The organism is Fibrivirga algicola, assembly GCF_011742925.1.
GTDB lineage: Bacteria > Bacteroidota > Bacteroidia > Cytophagales > Spirosomataceae > Fibrella > Fibrella algicola.
In genome coordinates, this window is sequence record NZ_WAEL01000011.1 from 47,467 (window position 1) to 64,188 (window position 16,722).

General features: G+C 55.2%; 15 protein-coding genes. 12 read left to right on the forward strand and 3 right to left on the reverse strand.

The genetic code is table 11. The annotated features are described in order from the left end of the window. Nucleotides 1-43 precede the first annotated feature (43 nt). The 3 genes from F7231_RS24000 (at nt 44) to F7231_RS24010 (ending at nt 3,551) form a co-directional block, all read left to right on the forward strand. Complete coding sequence (locus F7231_RS24000; RefSeq protein ID WP_166693842.1) at nt 44-1,294, forward strand: lytic transglycosylase domain-containing protein; 1,251 nt, start codon at nt 44-46, stop codon at nt 1,292-1,294. Nucleotides 1,295-1,462: 168 nt separating this feature from the next. Next, on the forward strand, nt 1,463-3,001 hold the full coding sequence (locus F7231_RS24005; RefSeq protein WP_166693843.1) for a serine hydrolase: 1,539 nt from the start codon (nt 1,463-1,465) through the stop codon (nt 2,999-3,001). Between the two features lie 16 nt (nt 3,002-3,017). After that, nucleotides 3,018-3,551 (forward strand): DinB family protein, encoded by a 534-nt coding sequence (locus F7231_RS24010; protein WP_166693844.1) that lies wholly within the window; start codon nt 3,018-3,020, stop codon nt 3,549-3,551. 143 nt (nt 3,552-3,694) lie between these two features. On the opposite strand, the gene F7231_RS24015 is transcribed toward F7231_RS24010, so the two are convergent. Next, a complete protein-coding gene (locus tag F7231_RS24015) occupies nt 3,695-4,213 on the reverse strand; it encodes a pyridoxamine 5'-phosphate oxidase family protein (protein ID WP_166693845.1) in 519 nt (172 codons plus the stop codon). Between the two features lie 103 nt (nt 4,214-4,316). Between F7231_RS24015 and F7231_RS24020 the strand changes: the two genes are divergently transcribed. The 7 genes from F7231_RS24020 (at nt 4,317) to F7231_RS24050 (ending at nt 11,646) form a co-directional block, all read left to right on the forward strand. After that, nucleotides 4,317-5,444, forward strand: coding sequence for a glycosyltransferase (locus F7231_RS24020; RefSeq protein WP_166693846.1), 1,128 nt, complete (start codon nt 4,317-4,319; stop codon nt 5,442-5,444). Between the two features lie 97 nt (nt 5,445-5,541). Beyond that, a complete protein-coding gene (locus F7231_RS24025) occupies nt 5,542-6,189 on the forward strand; it encodes a polysaccharide deacetylase family protein (protein WP_085413229.1) in 648 nt (215 codons plus the stop codon). Beyond that, complete coding sequence (locus F7231_RS24030; RefSeq protein WP_166693847.1) at nt 6,182-7,207, forward strand: glycosyltransferase; 1,026 nt, start codon at nt 6,182-6,184, stop codon at nt 7,205-7,207. Before F7231_RS24025 ends, F7231_RS24030 begins: the two co-directional genes overlap by 8 nt. Before the next feature lie 161 nt (nt 7,208-7,368). Continuing rightward, nucleotides 7,369-8,202, forward strand: coding sequence for a TatD family hydrolase (locus tag F7231_RS24035; protein ID WP_208295678.1), 834 nt, complete (start codon nt 7,369-7,371; stop codon nt 8,200-8,202). 79 nt (nt 8,203-8,281) lie between these two features. Continuing rightward, the gene (locus F7231_RS24040) at nt 8,282-9,349 is read left to right on the forward strand and encodes an asparaginase (protein WP_166693848.1); all 1,068 of its coding nucleotides are present in this window, start codon (nt 8,282-8,284) and stop codon (nt 9,347-9,349) included. A gap of 83 nt (nt 9,350-9,432) precedes the next feature. Continuing rightward, nucleotides 9,433-10,557, forward strand: coding sequence for an amidohydrolase family protein (locus F7231_RS24045; RefSeq protein WP_085413225.1), 1,125 nt, complete (start codon nt 9,433-9,435; stop codon nt 10,555-10,557). A 111-nt stretch (nt 10,558-10,668) separates the two neighbouring features. After that, the gene (locus tag F7231_RS24050; protein WP_166693849.1) at nt 10,669-11,646 is read left to right on the forward strand and encodes a nucleoside hydrolase; all 978 of its coding nucleotides are present in this window, start codon (nt 10,669-10,671) and stop codon (nt 11,644-11,646) included. Nucleotides 11,647-11,711: 65 nt separating this feature from the next. Here the strand turns inward: F7231_RS24050 and rsgA are convergent, their stop codons facing one another. Then, nucleotides 11,712-12,638, reverse strand: coding sequence for a ribosome small subunit-dependent GTPase A (rsgA, locus tag F7231_RS24055; protein ID WP_229364895.1), 927 nt, complete (start codon nt 12,636-12,638; stop codon nt 11,712-11,714). Nucleotides 12,639-12,717: 79 nt separating this feature from the next. Here rsgA and F7231_RS24060 point away from each other — a divergent pair, with 79 nt between their 5' ends. Further along, complete coding sequence (locus F7231_RS24060) at nt 12,718-14,073, forward strand: neutral/alkaline non-lysosomal ceramidase N-terminal domain-containing protein (protein ID WP_166693850.1); 1,356 nt, start codon at nt 12,718-12,720, stop codon at nt 14,071-14,073. Nucleotides 14,074-14,171: 98 nt separating this feature from the next. On the opposite strand, the gene F7231_RS24065 is transcribed toward F7231_RS24060, so the two are convergent. After that, nucleotides 14,172-14,906 carry a Nif3-like dinuclear metal center hexameric protein gene (locus F7231_RS24065; protein WP_166693851.1) on the reverse strand — a complete coding sequence of 245 codons (735 nt, stop codon included), beginning with the start codon at nt 14,904-14,906 and terminating at the stop codon, nt 14,172-14,174. 300 nt (nt 14,907-15,206) lie between these two features. Between F7231_RS24065 and F7231_RS24070 the strand changes: the two genes are divergently transcribed. Then, complete coding sequence (locus F7231_RS24070; RefSeq protein WP_085415159.1) at nt 15,207-16,592, forward strand: MATE family efflux transporter; 1,386 nt, start codon at nt 15,207-15,209, stop codon at nt 16,590-16,592. Nucleotides 16,593-16,722: the final 130 nt, after the last annotated feature.

Sequence of the window (16,722 nt, forward strand, 5' to 3'; positions counted from 1 at the left end):
GTACGTTGATTGGCAACCCAAACAGCCTCTGGGCGTTCCATACATGAAAATTCTCTTCCTCTCGCTTAGCCTCAGCTTAGCCGCTCATTTTCTAATACACGCGCAACCAGCCCCAACCGGTACCATACCCGCAACTGACGACCTTCGTTTCTGTGGCGAAACCCTGCCCGGCTACCTGCCTCTCGTCGCGCAACGCTGGCAAAAAACAGTCGTCCGCCGGGCCCGCTACACCGATGATTTACTGGAAATTCAACGAAAAGCAGCCGTTTTGTTCCCCATCATTGAGCCAATTCTGGAACAAAATGCTATTCCGAAAGACCTAAAATACCTCGCACTGGTTGAAAGCGAGTTGAAGAACCGGGCACTATCCCGTAAGGGAGCCGCTGGCCTGTGGCAGTTGATGCCACAAACAGCCCGGAAGCTTGGCCTGTCTGTACGCCGACGTCATGACGAACGCTACGACGTACGAAAATCGACGCAGGCAGCCTGTCGCTATCTGTGGGAATTGTACCGGCAAACCGGTTCCTGGATGCTGGCCGCCTCGGCTTACAACTCCGGACCGACCTACATTGCTCAACTACAGAAGCGCAAGGCAGTAGATCATCCGCTGATGCTGCCGTTCGCCAAAGCAGAAACACAACTGTATGTTTATCAGGCAATCGCCTACAAAGAGCTACTGACCCGTCCCGGAAACTACAGCGATTTGCTCAGCAGCAAGTCTATTCTGGCCTTAACCCGGCGAACAGGCGTTGTATCACCGGCAGAACGGAAGGAACTGCTGGCCGTGATTGAAACGCCTCATCCTGAAACGGACAGCGAGAATGTACCCGAAGCGATGTCGGCCAGTTCGCTGGCAGATGCCGCCGTGGTCATTGCCGGTACTGGCACGTCAGAAACCGTGCGCATTACCGAGGTACGTCCAGTAACGTTGACCGAAACCAAAGCAACGCCCGTGTCACAGGCAGTATCACGCTTTTGGCCAGTGGTACAGACCCGCAGCCTGACGAACAATACCCTCAGCGAAGGACAGCTTTTCGTGTTTGAAGTCACCAGCCCGCAAACCGTCGACGACGTAACGCTGGCCGTGGGCGACATGGTGTATGCTCACGTGGAAGTGATTGATCAGGGGGCAAGGCGGGTTTACCTGCGGGCCGACCGGGTGATGTCGTCGCAAACCCGCGAAACACGCCCTCTGAGGCTGGTAGCTGTTGAAAAAGGCCATGTACCCGGAGTTCCGATGCCCGTGCGCGACGCCCTAGCCTCTGGTTGGCAACTGGCATGGGAGAAGCTCTGATCAGTGCTGATACGTAAAGAGAAACGCCTGACCATACCACTGACTGGGTACGTTGGTTGCAACATCATATACCTAATCAGTTGCCTGGTCAAGCGTGTTTTCGGGCGGATATAGGCGTAGATATTCGCCGAAGCGACTACATTTACCCAACCAAAATCGGCCCAATCAATGACCAAACGTTGGCTTGCCTCCCTCCTGCTACTTCCATTGGGCGTAGCCTTCGCTCAACCGGCACAACCTTCTTTCGTAACCGATAGCCTCGACAGCTACATCCGCCGCGGTATGGCCGACTGGCAAATTCCGGGACTGGCCATCTCGATCGTCAAGGACGGGAAAGTAATTGTCTCGAAAGGCTACGGTGTGCGTGAGTTTGGTCGTCCCGAACCCGTCGACGAGAACACGTTATTTCTGATTGCCTCGAACTCCAAGCTGTTTACGGGTACCGCCATCGCCAATCTCGATGCGCAAAAGAAACTCTCGCTCGATGATAAAGTGACGAAATACATGCCCGACTTTGCCTTGTACGACCCCTCGTCGACCCAGCTGGTTACGGTGCGCGATCTGCTGTCGCATCGGTTGGGAACAAAGACATTTCAGGGCGACTTTTCGTTTTGGGACACCAACGTACCCAGGGCCGAGATTATCCGCCGGATGCGGCTGCTGAAGCCACCGGGGCAGTTCAGGCAGGACTTCGGTTACTGTAATTCAGGTTTTCTGACGGCCGGTGAGCTTATTCCGAAAGTAACCGGGCAAAGCTGGGAACAGTATGTAGAACAGGCTATTGTACGGCCGTTGGGCATGACCAATACGTATATGCTTACGGCCGACGCTGCCAACCGCCCCAATATTGCCCGTCCACATACAACCAATTTTGCTACGGCAGATCAGTCGAAACCCCTTCGTATTCCCTACGACCGGGTTGATAATCTGGCGCCGGCCGGAAGTATGATTTCGTGCGTAAAAGACCTGAGCCGCTGGCTAATGATGCAGCTCGACAGCGGCCGGTTGGGGGGCAAACAGATTTTACCGTGGGCAGTGGTGCGGCAAACGCGCGGGGCAAATACCCTGATCAGCAGCCGCAAGTCAAGTACACTACCGATTCACTTTCAAGCGTACGGACTGGGTGTATTTATGGCCGACTATGCCGGTCGGCAGCTGTACTGGCATACCGGCGGTGCGTTTGGTTTCGTAACCAATACCTGCTTTGTCCCCGAAGAAAAGCTGGCGATTACAATTTTGACCAACAACGATAATCAGAACTTCTTTGAAGCCCTGCGCTATCAACTGCTCGACGCTTATCTGGGCGTACCCTATACCAACCGCAGCCAATTTTACCTGAAACAGGCACGAGCAGAAACCGCAACGCAGCAAAAAGAGCTTGCCGAGATGCAGGCCCGTGTGTTGAAGCGCAACAAACCCGCGCTCCCACTAGCCGCCTACGCAGGTACGTACCAGAACGAGCTTTACGGTACCATCACGATCATGCCCAGTGAGACAGGGATGCAGATGACCTTCCAGCACCATCCTGACCTGACGGCTCAGCTCGATTATATGGACGGCAACACGTTTCGGTTGGCCTACTCAAATCGATCGTTCGGCGTGTTTCCACTTACCTTCGCCGTTGCTAATGGCAAAGCAACCGGCCTCAACCTGAAAGCCAGTGACTTCGTTGAGTACGACGCCTATCCGTTTACCAAAATCAGGTAATGCCAACAACCAGACCATGATTAGTCGCCCAACCGCCACCGAATATTCGCCCTATGCCAATACCTACGTGCAACTTGTTCCGGACGGGCAGGACCCGATTGAGCAGCTTCGCGCACAGTCTGCCGAAGTAAAGTTATTGCTGGCAGGGCTCACCGATGAGCAGGCCCTGTTTCGGTATGCCATCGGGAAATGGAGTATCAAGGAATCTCTGCTGCACATGATCGATACCGAGCGGATTTTTGCGTACCGGGCCTTACGCATCAGCCGCGGCGATCAGACACCCCTGCCCGGTTTCGAGCAGGACGATTACGTACCCAACTCATATGCTGACGCCCGCACGCTGGCCGACTTGCTGCACGAGTATGACACCGTACGAGCCGCTACTCTGAGCCTGCTGGATTCATTCACCGCCGCTACCTACGAGCGTACTGGCGTAGCCAGCGGCCATGCCCTTAGTGTTCGGGCACTGGCGCATATCATTCCCGGCCATGAAGCACATCATATACGCCTTTTCCGCGAGCGCTACCTGCCTAGTTTAACTACCACCTAAAGGCTGAATCAAAAGTCATCACGCACTACGAACTTTAGTCGGGAACGCCTAGCCCATAAGCGAATGCTCATCGAATGGCATACAGTCCGTGGTACGTGATGATTCCTGGCAAAAAGTGCGCTCATTACCTGTTGGGTAGCGGCCTACCTTGGCTCGTCGCCGAGTTTTTCGTTGCGACCCGACGAATCTGGCTGACCGGTAATTGCTCCTTTAGCCATTTCAAAAAGCGTCATCATTTTACCACCGGGCCGGTCCCAGTATTCACCGGCATGTGCTGTAACCTTGATGAGGCAAATGCGCGGGTCATCCTTCCCGTTTGGGAACCACGTCTTCAGAAAATCGTCCCACAGGCGGTCAATCTGGGCTTTGTCTTTTACTACCGAAGCCCGACCCGATAGCGAAACGTACGTTTCAGGACCAGGATCAGCGAAGCCAAGTGCTACGCGATCGTTTTGCTGTATCTCGCGCACTTTGTTCGTATCGTCGTACGAAAAGAACCACATCGTTCCGTCGGGGTCCATCTCATGGGTCGACATGGGGCGGGTGTGAAAATCACCGTCGGCCTCTTGCGTAGTCATCATGGTAATGCGAATATCCTTGATTTTTTCGCGGAGCAGATCCAGTTCGCGGGCCTGTAGATTGGGGCTGGTTTGGGTTGTCATCTGGTTGATTGTTCGTTTACACTACCAAAACAGTAGACATATAAATCAGGCTTCATTCATCTATCTAATGGGTCAACTACCAATACAGCCTTATCTTGTCGGCATGATTTGGGTTCTCTGGTTGCTGGCTATCGCCTATGCTCTATTGACAGGTATGCTGTTGCGCGCCTGGCGAAGCCTACCTGATTCAACCGGGCACAAGCCGCCATTGCAGACCGGGCCGGGCATAACTGTCATCATTCCGGTCCGAAACGAAGCGGCCAACCTACCCCGGTTATTAGCCGACCTTACTAAGCAATCGTACCGTAGCTTCTCGGTTATTATTGCCGACGATGCCTCTACCGACTCAACGGCAGCACTGGCCCAGGCCTATATCGAACAGGCCGGCTACCCACTATCGGTGTTCACGCTGGCCGATGACCCTACGGTAGCCTCGCCCAAGAAACGGGCCATTGCACAGAGCATTGCCCGCACCACCAGTGAACTGATTGTGACCACCGATGGCGATTGTCGGGTAGGGCCGCACTGGCTTAGTTCGTTGGCCGCCTGTTATGCTCAAACCGGAGCGCGGCTCATTAGCGGTCCGGTTACGTTTACAACCAATACCACCGTTTTTGGCTCCTTACAAACGGTAGAATTTGCCTCCCTCATTGGAGCGGGAGCGGCTACCCTGGCTATGGGAAAACCAACGATGTGTAACGGAGCAAACCTGTGCTACCAAAAGGCGGCCTTCGAGGCGGTCAACGGCTTTGCAGGGGTCGATCACGTGGCGTCGGGCGACGATGAGCTACTGATGCATAAGATCGCCGAACTGTATCCTTCGGGCGTTTATTTTCTCAAAAATCAGGATGCCATTGTAGAAACTGCTGCGCACAGTTCGCTGGGTACGTTCTACCACCAACGCAAACGGTGGGCCGGAAAATGGCGGGCTTACTCGTCGATTTTTCCCAGTCTGCTGGCCGTATTCGTGTTTCTGAGCAACATGACACCCGTTTTGGCCGTTGGTTTTTGGCTGGCTGGTACACTCCCGGGCCATGCGACGTTGGGAATTGTGTTACTGAAATTGTTACCCGAATTCCTTTATTTGCAAACTGTACTTACCTTTTTGCGCAAACGAAACGCAATCCGCTGGATTCCGCTGACGCAACTCATCTACCCATTCTACGTGCTCTTTTTTGGACTGGCCGCCCAGAAGCCCGGCATTGTCTGGAAAGGGAGAAAGTTAACCTGATTGCCAACCGTTCCGAGCCAGCCACTACGCGCGGCACACGGTGTTGGTGGATTCCAGCAACCAAGTGACCATTAAAAACCGATAACAGACCATTCCCTTGTCGTTTTTCCTGCATAAATCGAACTTCCTGTTCCGAACCGTCTATCCCAATTTTCTGTGGCGGCTGAGCGACGAGCAGACCGATGAACCAACCATCTACCTGACCTTCGACGACGGTCCCATTCCCGGCGTAACCGAGTTTGTGCTCGACCAACTGGACCAATACGAGGCGCAGGCCACGTTTTTCTGCATTGGCGACAACGTAAGCAAGCACCGGGACATGTTTTACAAGGTGATTGAAGCGGGCCACGCAATTGGCAATCACACATTTAATCACCTAAACGGCTGGAAAACCCACGATGAGGTGTACTGGGCCAATATTCGTAAATGCCAGCGCCAGATGAGCATTCCGACTAACTTGTTCCGCCCGCCTTACGGTCGGATCAAAAAAAGCCAGGCGATCGGTCTGGAACCCGACTTTTCGGTGGTGATGTGGGATGTGCTGACCGGCGACTTCGACCAGTCGCTGACGCCCGAAACGGTACTGCAAAAAAGCATTCACTACACTGAGCCCGGCTCTATCGTCGTTTTCCACGACAGCCTGAAAGCGTGGCCCAACCTTCGCTACGCCCTTCCCCGCTACCTGGCTCATTTCACGGCACTAGGTTACCAATTCAGGGCCGTACCGCAACCGGCATATGCCTGAGTTGCCTTACATATCGGTGCTGGTGGCCGCCCGCAACGAAGAAGCCACGATCAGGGAGTGCCTGACGGCTCTAGCCGATGTTGTGTATCCGGCCAATCGTTACGAAGTGCTCGTCGGCAATGACGGCTCTACGGACAACACGGCGCGCATTGTGCAGGAGTTTATCGTCAACAAACCGCTGTTCAGGTTGATCGATATCATTGATGGCCCTAGTACTGCTGCCACGCCAGCATCCGGCGTAGCTACGCCCCTCAACGGCAAAGCAAACGTGCTGGCTCAACTGGCGCAGGTAGCCCAGGGCGATTTCCTCTTCATTACCGATGCCGACGTACGCGTTCCGGCTACCTGGCTCACGGGTATGCTGGCCGGGTTTGGGTCTGCCACTGGTGTCGTTACCGGCACCACACTGGTGGCTGGTTCAGGAATATGGGCCCGCTTACAGGCGAGTGACTGGTTACTGGCGTTCGGACTAATTCAGTTGGGAACGCGCCTCGGACTCCCACTGACGGGTTCGGGCAACAACATGGCTGTTCGTCGACAGGCGTATGAGGCAGTGGGCGGCTTTGCGGGCCTCCCTTTCTCGGTGGTTGAAGATTACACGCTGTTTCAGGCCATTGTAACCAAAGGGTATGGCTATGCTCATTGCCTGACTACCGACGTGCTGGCCGAAACGGCCCCGGCACCAACGGTAGCCACGTACCTGCAACAACGAAAACGCTGGATGCGCGGGGCTTTTTCGCTACCCCTGCCCCTGTTGGGTGGTGTGCTTTGTCAATACCTGCTCGTTCCAATCCTGTTGATCGTCTGTCTTTTTTCACCGCTCGCTGCCTGTCTGATCTATCTGGCAAAATGGCTGTTTCAGAACCTGATCTTCGCCTGGGTGCTACACCGTACCAGGCAAGGACACCGCTGGCTCGACGCGCTGCTGTACGAACCGTACCAGATTGTATTTGGTGCAGTATCAATGGTTTATTACTTCCTTCCGATACCTATCCGCTGGAAAGGACGTACCTATTAAGCAACTGCTGCGCTCCACCGCGCGTGGCTAAACGCTTACGTTTGTGTCGGCCTAACCACCACCTCCCTGAAGGGGGCTACTGCTGCGCCAGGTAGTTGGGAGTTATGCAAACCAAAAAACAAACGGCTACGTAACTGGCATTTTGGCCGTTTCTTTGCGGCATGTTGACCTTCATTGACACCCACGCACACATTTACGACGAAAAGTACGAAGCAGACCGCATCACCGACGGGCAACCCGTTGGTACCCGCGACGATATGCTGCATCGGGCTTTTTCAGAAGGCATTTCCGAGATCTGGATGCCCAACTGCGCCACAGAAACCATTGCCGGTATGATGGACCTTGCCACGCAGTACCCCGATCGTTGCCGGCCAATGATGGGCCTGCACCCCACCTACGTCAACGAGACAGTCGACACAGAATTGGCGACGGTTGAACAACAATTGTCTGCGCATGATTTTATGGCCATCGGCGAGATTGGCCTCGATTTTTACTGGGATATGACCCACGTACCCCAGCAATTTATGGCGTTCGACACCCAGTTGCGCTGGGCTTCGGCCCGCAACCTGTTCGTTTCGTTGCACACCCGCTCTGGCAACGACCGCAACGCCATGATGGAAGCCGCCGACCTGATGGAAAAACTCGCTTTACCCAATCTAAGGGGCATTTTCCATTGCTTCGTCGGTACGCTGGATGAAGCCCGCCGGGCCATCGATATGGGCTTTTTGCTGGGCATTGGCGGCGTGGCAACTTATAAAAATGGTGGGCTCGACAAGGTAATTCCGCATATCGGGCTCGATCATCTGGTGCTCGAAACTGATGCGCCTTACCTCGCCCCTGTTCCATTTCGGGGGAAGCGCAACGAACCCGCCTACCTCAGGTACATTGCCGGCCGCCTTGCCGAACTGACAGACACCTCGGTCGACGAAGTTGCCCGCATCACCACACAAAACGCGTTACGAGTAAAGAGTCAAGACGTAAACGTCAGGAAGTAAACGTAGCTCGGCTCCTGTCAACTACGCCTGGAGCAGAGCGCCGCTTATTTCACGACACGTTACTGACACCTCCCCGATTATGCTTCATCTAAACATAACGTCAAACCCAGCCGGGTCTATCCTTGTCATTTACACGGGCGGTACGCTCGGCATGGTCTACGACCGGTCGGCCGATCCAGCCAAAACGGGGCAATTGCTGCCGTTCGATTTTAGTCAGGTTATTGAAAAAGTGCCCGAAATCGGCCGCCTCGACTTCGATGTCTCGCTGATCACCCTGGAGCACATTATTGACTCGTCGGACGTGAAGCCGGCAGTATGGGCGCGGCTGGCGCAGGTCATCGAAGTCCACTACGATCAATTCGACAGCTTTGTTATTTTACACGGCACCGACACCATGGCCTACACGGCATCGGCGCTGAGCTTTATGCTGACGAACCTGGGCAAACCGGTGATCCTGACTGGAGCGCAGTTACCCATTGGGGTGGCGCGGACGGATGCCCGTGAAAACCTGCTGACGGCCCTCGAAATTGCCGCTGACCGGCAGGATGGCCGACCTGCCGTACCGGAAGTGTGCATCTATTTCAACTCACTGCTGCTGCGCGGAAACCGGGCCAAAAAGCGGGAAAGCGTTCATTTCAACGCGTTCCACTCCGAGAACTATCCGCACCTGGCGATGGCCGGCGTGCGCATCGAATACAACCGCCCGTTTATTGCCCGTCAGGATATGGCTTTGCCGTTCAGCATCAGCACGGCCGTAGACGACAACGTGACGATCCTGAAGCTGTTTCCCGGCATCACGCCCGCCGTAGTCAACGCGGTGCTGGCTATTCCGGGCTTACGGGGCGTGGTGCTCGAAACGTTCGGCGCGGGCAACGTACCTACCGACACCTGGCTGGCCGACGCCCTACGAACGGCGATCGCCTCAGGCATCGTGATCATCAACGTGTCACAATGCGAGGGCGGACGCGTCACGCAGGGGCAATACCAGACCAGTACCCGGCTACAGCAGATTGGCGTGGTTAGCGGAGCCGACATGACTACCGAAGCCGCCATTACCAAACTCATGGTGCTGCTGGGGCAGGAATTGGACACGACGGCCATTGCCCGGCAACTGGCGCAGTCGATGCGGGGCGAAATGAGTAGTTAAACGGCTGGTCGGCTGTATATTTATACGACCCAATCCTCACTGGGACAGGCCTGGTGAAGTCTTCGTTCATGCTATTCACAACTATGCGGCTCATTTACCTGTTCGCCCTTTGCCTTACCCCCTTTGCCACGCCTCTGTTTGCTCAGCAAACCGCGCCCGAACTTCCACTCGGCTTTGAAGAATACGATCCCGTTTCGACCCTGAAGGTGCCGGAACACAAGGTAACGCGGGCCAAATTTCCGTTTATCGACGTGCACAACCACCAATGGAACATGGACAACGCCAATCTGCAGCCCTTGCTGGCACAGATGGACAGCCTGAACATGGGCATTATGGTTAACCTGAGTGGCCGTGGCTGGGGAAAAGCGGCCGAAAGCGACAAGTTTTTCGCCAGTTCGCTCGCCAACATCAAAGAAACGAAGACGCCCCGCCTGGTGCTGTTTACCAACATTCTGTTTGATGGTATTGGCAAACCCGGTTGGACCGACGAAGCGGTTAAACGCCTCGAAGCTGACGTAAAAGCCGGTGCCTGTGGCCTGAAGATCTACAAAAGTCTGGGCATGGACACCAGAGACGATAAAGGACAGCGCGTTGCCGTTGATGATCCGCGCCTCGACCCAATTTGGGCGAAATGCGGCCAGTTAGGCATTCCGGTTATCATCCATACGGCCGATCCCAAGCCGTTCTGGGACCCAATGGACCGGTACAACGAACGCTGGCTGGAACTGAAACTGCACCCGGGTCGCAAACGGGCGGATAACAAACCCGTTTCGTGGGAAAAACTGCTGGCCGAGCAGCATAATGTATTCCGCAAAAACCCGAAAACGACGTTCATCAACGCGCACATGGGCTGGTATCCAAACAACCTCGCTAAGCTCGACAGCGTGATGAGTGCCTTTCCGAACATGGTGCTTGAGATTGGGGCGGTTATTGCCGAACTAGGTCGCCAGCCCCGCGCTGCCAACCGCTTTTTCACCAAGCATCAGGACCGTATTGTGTTTGGAAAAGATAGCTGGGTGCCCAGCGAATATCCGACCTATTTCCGGGTGCTAGAAACCGACGACGAGTACTTTCCGTACCACAAAAAATACCACGCCTTCTGGCGCATGTACGGGATGGCCCTCTCAGATCAGGTGCTGAAAAAAGTGTACTACAAAAACGCACTCCGCATCATTCCGGGCCTCGACAAGACGATGTTCCCGGAGTAAAAGCGCCGTTGCAGGTCGCAACGCGTTAGCAACTACACGCGTGTAACTCAGTACAGATAGAAATAGGGTTCGATGTGCTTCCTGTGCATAAGACCTCTACGTTGTATTGCTATGCGCTACCTCCTGCTTCTCTTTTTTCTGGCCACGTACCCAGCCGCTGCGCAGAAACAGCCAGAGCCTATGCCCGTCATTTTCGACACTGACATGGGACCGGACTATGATGATGTTGGCGCTATTGCCATGCTTCACAGCTATGCCGACGAGGGGCGCGTGTCAATTCTGGGCACGATTGCATCGAGCAAATACCCGCGCGTTGTGCCGGTGCTGAGCGTGCTCAACACGTATTTTGGCCGGCCAACCATTCCCATTGGGGTTCCCAAAGGCTGGGCCGTCACCGATGCCGATTCGCAGCACTGGTCAGACACCCTGGTAGCGCGTTATCCGCATTCGATGACAACAAATGACGCGGCACCCGATGCGGTAACCCTCTACCGGCAATTGCTGACCCAACAGCCCAACCGCAGCGTTACCATTATTACCGTCGGTTTTCTGACCAACCTTGCCAACCTGCTGAACTCGCCACCCGATCGGTTCTCGAAACTGACGGGCCGGCAGTTGGTCATGCAGAAAGTGAATCGGCTGGTGAGCATGGCGGGCAAGTTTTCGGCGGGGCATGAATACAACGTACACCGGGACACTACGGCCTCCACAATCGTATATGCCGACTGGCCAACGCCCATGCTGCTCAGTGGGTTCGAAATTGGGGAAGCGATCAAAACGGGCTTACCGCTGGTGCAGAACACAGCCATTCGTAACAGCCCCGTGAAAGATGTGTTCCGCATCTGCCTACCTCTGTCGGCAAGCGACCGAAACGGCCGCATGAGCTGGGACCAAACTGCCGTGCTCGTTGCCGTAGAAGGCACAGCGCCGTATTACAGCACCCGAGCAGGCCGTTTAGTCATGGGGCCAAAGGGAAGCAACACCTGGAACGATGCCGGCAAAGGCCACAGTCACCTGGTCGTGAAACGCCCACCAACCGACGTAGAAGCCCTGATCAACAAGCGGATGCAGCATCAACCGGGGAAATAATGCAAGTTTCAAGAACTCAACTGATCAACTTGTTGGGCACTAGCAACGCACTTGAAACCTGACGTTTATCTCCTGTTATCTTCGCCTAATACCATGCTGAGGTAGCTGTTATAGCGGCTTTCGGCAATGTCGCCTTCGATTACCGCCTCTTTAATGGCACAACCGGGTTCGTTGACATGCAGACAGTTATGAAACCGACACTGATTCAGCCGGTTACGCATCTCCGGAAAATAATGCGCAATCTCTTCCTTCGACGTTTCAACCAAACCTAACTCTTTGATACCCGGCGTGTCGATAATGAACGTACCCGGCGTCAGCTCAAACATCTCGGCGAAGGTGGTTGTGTGCACTCCCTTATTGGCAAACGTAGAGACTTCATTGGTACGGAGATCGAGCGAAGGGGCAATGGCGTTGACAAGCGTTGATTTCCCCACGCCCGAATGGCCCGACAGCAGCGTAATCTTCCCGTCGAGCAACTCCCGAAACGCCTCGACTCCCACTCCGTCAAGAGCCGATGTGGCCATTGTCTGGTAGCCGATCGCCTCGTACATATCCTGCAATTCGCGCTGGAACGCCAGCCCGTCCTCATTCAGGATATCGGCCTTGTTGAAAACTACCGTTGTTGGAATTCGAAACGATTCGGCCGCGACCAAAAACCGATCAATGAAACCCAGCGATGTTCGGGGCAATGTCAGCGTAGCCAGCAGGACCGCCTGATCGAGGTTGGCCGCCAGAATGTGGCCATGTGCCGTTTTGTGCACCGACTGCCGGATAATGTAGTTCTCGCGCGGGGCAATATCAAAGATCACTGCCGTATTTTCGACCTCATCTTCCACCTCAAACTGCACACGATCGCCCACCGCAATCGGGTTGGTGACCTTGAGGTCTTTAATTTTAAATTTTCCTTTCAGCCGGGCGCGGTAAATGTGTCCGTCCACGTTGCGGACGTCATACCAGGAGCCGGTTGACCGTATAACTAAGCCTTGAGCCAAATGTCGTGTTGTTAGTAACGTATGGGTAACCCCTAAATTGGGCAAAAATGTTTCTCGGCGACCGCCGTACCTTTGCCTCATGAAATTTCTGCGTATTCTCGCTCGTGTCCTGCTGGGTCTTATAGTAGCCATTCTGCTCCTTCTGGCGGTAATCCTGTCGCCAAACGATCATACGCCGTACCGGCAAACCGAATTCTATACACAAACCACCTCCCGCTTAACGGCGCTTCCCGGCTTACCGGCTCCTAAAACGGCATTGCGGGCGGGCTGGGCCAAAGCAAATCTGACAACTGCCTTCACCACGCCAACCGGCGGCTACGGCGTTCGGCGTGGTAAACATTGGACTACCGTGGCGGATTCAGTCTGGGTACGTGCCCTGGTGTTCGACAATGGCAATGGCCCGGTAGCCCTAGTTGCCTCCGACTTGCTCATTACGCCCCCAACCGTGAGCGAGCAGCTCCGGAAACGCCTGCCCGAAATTGGAATGACCTGGGAGTCGGTTTATTTCGGAGCCATTCATAGCCACAATAGCCTCGGCGGGTGGGCACCCGGCCTGGTTGGTAACCTGTTCTCGGGCAGCTACGACCAGCGCGTTGTCGACCACATTACTAATACCATTCTGGCAGCGTTGAAACAAGCAAAGGCGGATTTGCAGCCCGCTGAAGTTGGTTACCAGCAGGTAAACGCGCCCGAGTTTGTCTATAACCGCCTCGACGAAAGATACCCCGTCGACCCGTTTTTCCGACTGCTGCGCCTGAAACGGAATGATGGCAAAACAGCTACGCTGGTAACGTACCCGGCCCACGCGACACTGATCGATATTTTCAGCTACCAATACTTGTCCCGCGACTGGCCGGGTCGGGTTGTCGATGGGCTGGAACGCGAAACAGGCGGCTTTGCCGTATTCATGGCCGGATCAGTCGGGAGCATGGGACCCAAAGGGCCGCCAACTGGAAAAGACTTCCCGCTGGTGAACCACTATGCCGCCGATATATTGGCCCGGCTAAAGCCAGCCATGAATAAAGTTACCACCCAGGCAGACAGTACCCTGGGCCTATTAACACTCCCCCTGACCCTGCGCGACCCCGCCCCCCGTGTGCTGGGCGACTGGCGCATTCGTCCGTGGCTGTTCCATACTGTTTACGGCGATTACCCGTCCGATCTGAAAGCCTTGCGGCTGGGACCCGCCCTACTCATCGGCACCCCCTGCGACTTTTCGGGTGAGCTACTGCCGCCCCTAACGCAAGCCGCCAGCCAACAGGGCCTCGATCTGATGGTGACGAGTTTCAACGGTGGATACGTAGGCTACATCACGCCCGACGAGTACTACGAAAAAGATGCCTATGAAACGCGCGTCATGAACTGGTTTGGCCCCCAAAACGGCGCTTATTTCTCTGAAATGATGACGGGTTTAGTAAAAAAGGCAGGCAAGTAGGGGTTGTAGTAGTTACGTCTCCTTTTTACATAACGCGTATTTCAGTCCGTGTTGATAGAGAACAAAAACGGACTGGGCGTCCCCGACTGAAGTCTGTGTTACAGTACCTCTAACCCTTCCCACCGCCCAGTCAGTAACGTACCCAGCGCGCGGAGTCCCCACTCTTCGGTGCGCTTGTGCCCAATGGCGATAACGGTCATTCCCGTTTCATCTACGACTTTTTGCGTTCCTTTTCGGTACTCGCCGGTCAGGTATAGGCTAACGCTGCGCTCATGCGCTTCATGCACCAACTCCGGGTTCATGGCCCCCACAACGGCCACCCGCCGGTGGGAACGTACCTGACCTGCTTCCACGCGGTCGTAGCCACCAAAGGCCACCTGAATCTGTTCGAGCCATGACTCGGTGCTTCGCTCAGGTACGTCGCCAATCATGCCAATGGCCCGTTTCGGTAATAGACGACCCGACTCATCCGCAGCCTGCTTGTAGCCCAATTCGGCCAGCGACTCCAGGCCAAGCACTTGCGCCAGCCGCGTGTTGTAGCCTGTAGTCAGGCACTCGTCAAACGGGAGGTGGTGCGTCAATACGCCCACGTCGGGTGGGAGTACGGCCGTGTTGAGCTGCCAGGGACGATGCAGCCAAAGTGCGTCGAGGTCCTGGGCACGTACCCATTCCCCAATTTTGGGCCACGGTTCAAGCGACAGTCCAACGCGGCGAATGGGTCGATCAGCAGGCTTGTATATTCCGCCACGCTCACTAATCGGATAGCGATCGGTTTTGAATTCTGTTTGTAAAAAATTGGCAATATCGTTGAGTACCAGCGGCGGTTTATCCATACAGGCACAACTTTCAGACACGCCATTAGGTTGTGGTATGTACCTCTAATGACTGCCACATCAGGGGTATTTCTGCCGTTCGCTCAACGCCAATTGGTGTTTTTCAGATAATTCCAGTAGGTTTGTACCGTTAACTGCACCGCGCCTGCGGTCGCCAATGCCGATGATTCTCCTGTAGTAAAGCCCCAAACGGGCTTCTTCCTGCCAGTTCTCTACTGCCGTCACGGCCAGCTGGCTCTTCGTTTATTCTACCGCCGAATCATCACTAGCCTGTTAGGCTACGGCATTTTTCTCGTTACAATGACTAAGCTTTTCCGGTTATTCCTGGCTGCACTGCGCGGCTCAGAAACCAATTTTACGTCCGGCAGTATCAACCGGGCTATCTTTCTGCTGTCTGTTCCCATGATTCTGGAAATGGTCATGGAATCACTATTCGCCATTGTCGACGTATTTTTTGTGGCCCGAATCGGCACAGAAGCCGTTGCCACGGTGGGCCTCACTGAGTCGGTGCTTACGCTGGTGTACTCCATTGCCATTGGCCTAAGCACAGCGGCAACGGCCCTGGTGTCGCGGCGGATTGGCGAGTCCAACACCGAGGGTGCCAACAAGGCAGTTGGGCAAGTGTTGTTTGTTTCGCTGGCCTTTGCGTTGTTGCTGGGCATTCCCGGGGTACTCTTCGCCAGTGACATGCTCCGACTGATGGGCGGCGATCAGCACCTCATCGACACCGGCGTGGGCTACACACGCGTGATTTTTGCGTCGGCTCCGGCCATTATTCTGCTGCACACGCTCAGCGGGGCATTGCGTGGAGCGGGCGACGCCTCGATTGCCATGCGGTCACTGTGGCTGGCAAACGGCATCAATATCGTGCTTTGCCCGGTCTTTATTTTTGGTCTTGGGCCATTTCCGGAAATGGGCGTTATGGGTTCGGCGGTGGCCACAACGGCGGGCCGGTCGGCCGGGGTACTGTATCAGTTGTACGCCCTTACCATTCGGAACGGGCGGGTATCGGTCAACGCCAAAGCGCTTCGCCCCGATGTTGGCGTAATCGGTACGTTGCTGGGTCTGGCGGCCGGTGGCACGGGGCAATTTCTGATCTCGTCGGCCAGCTGGCTATTCCTGACCCGGATTATCTCCACGTTCGGCAGCGATGTGGTGGCCGGGTATACCATCGCCATCCGCATTTTCGTCTTCACCATTTTACCGTCGTGGGGTATGGCAAATGCCGCCGCTACGCTGGTTGGGCAAAATCTGGGCGCCAGTCAGCCCGACCGGGCCGAAACATCGGCCTGGCGGGCGGCACTCTGCAACCTGATCTTTCTGGTGCCCGTTGGGCTAGCGCTTTACATTTGGGCCGAGCGTATCGTTGGCCTGTTCAGCCGCGATGGACAGGTGCTGGCAATCGGTGTAGAAAGCTTGCGTGTGTTCTGCGTCGGGTACGTGTTTATGGCCTACGGGATGGTACTGACGCAGGCATTGAACGGCGCCGGCGACACCCGCACGCCAATGTTCATCAACATTGTCTGCTTCTGGCTGGTTGAAATTCCGCTGGCCTATCTGCTCGCCAATGTCTTACACTGGGGGCCATCGGGCGTTTTCTGGTCAGTGGCGATCGCCGAGTCGTTGCTGGCGGTGGTGTCGGTCTGGGCGTTCAGGCAGGGACGCTGGCGGCTGATGCATGTGTAAAAAAACAGGCAAAACCTGGCCCTCAACCACCCGAAACTTTTGCCCAAAGTGGCCCGTTATCGTATACGAAGGGTCATTAAGTGCCGCCATCAGTTATAGTTACACACTAGTTGTTTACCAGTGCCTAACT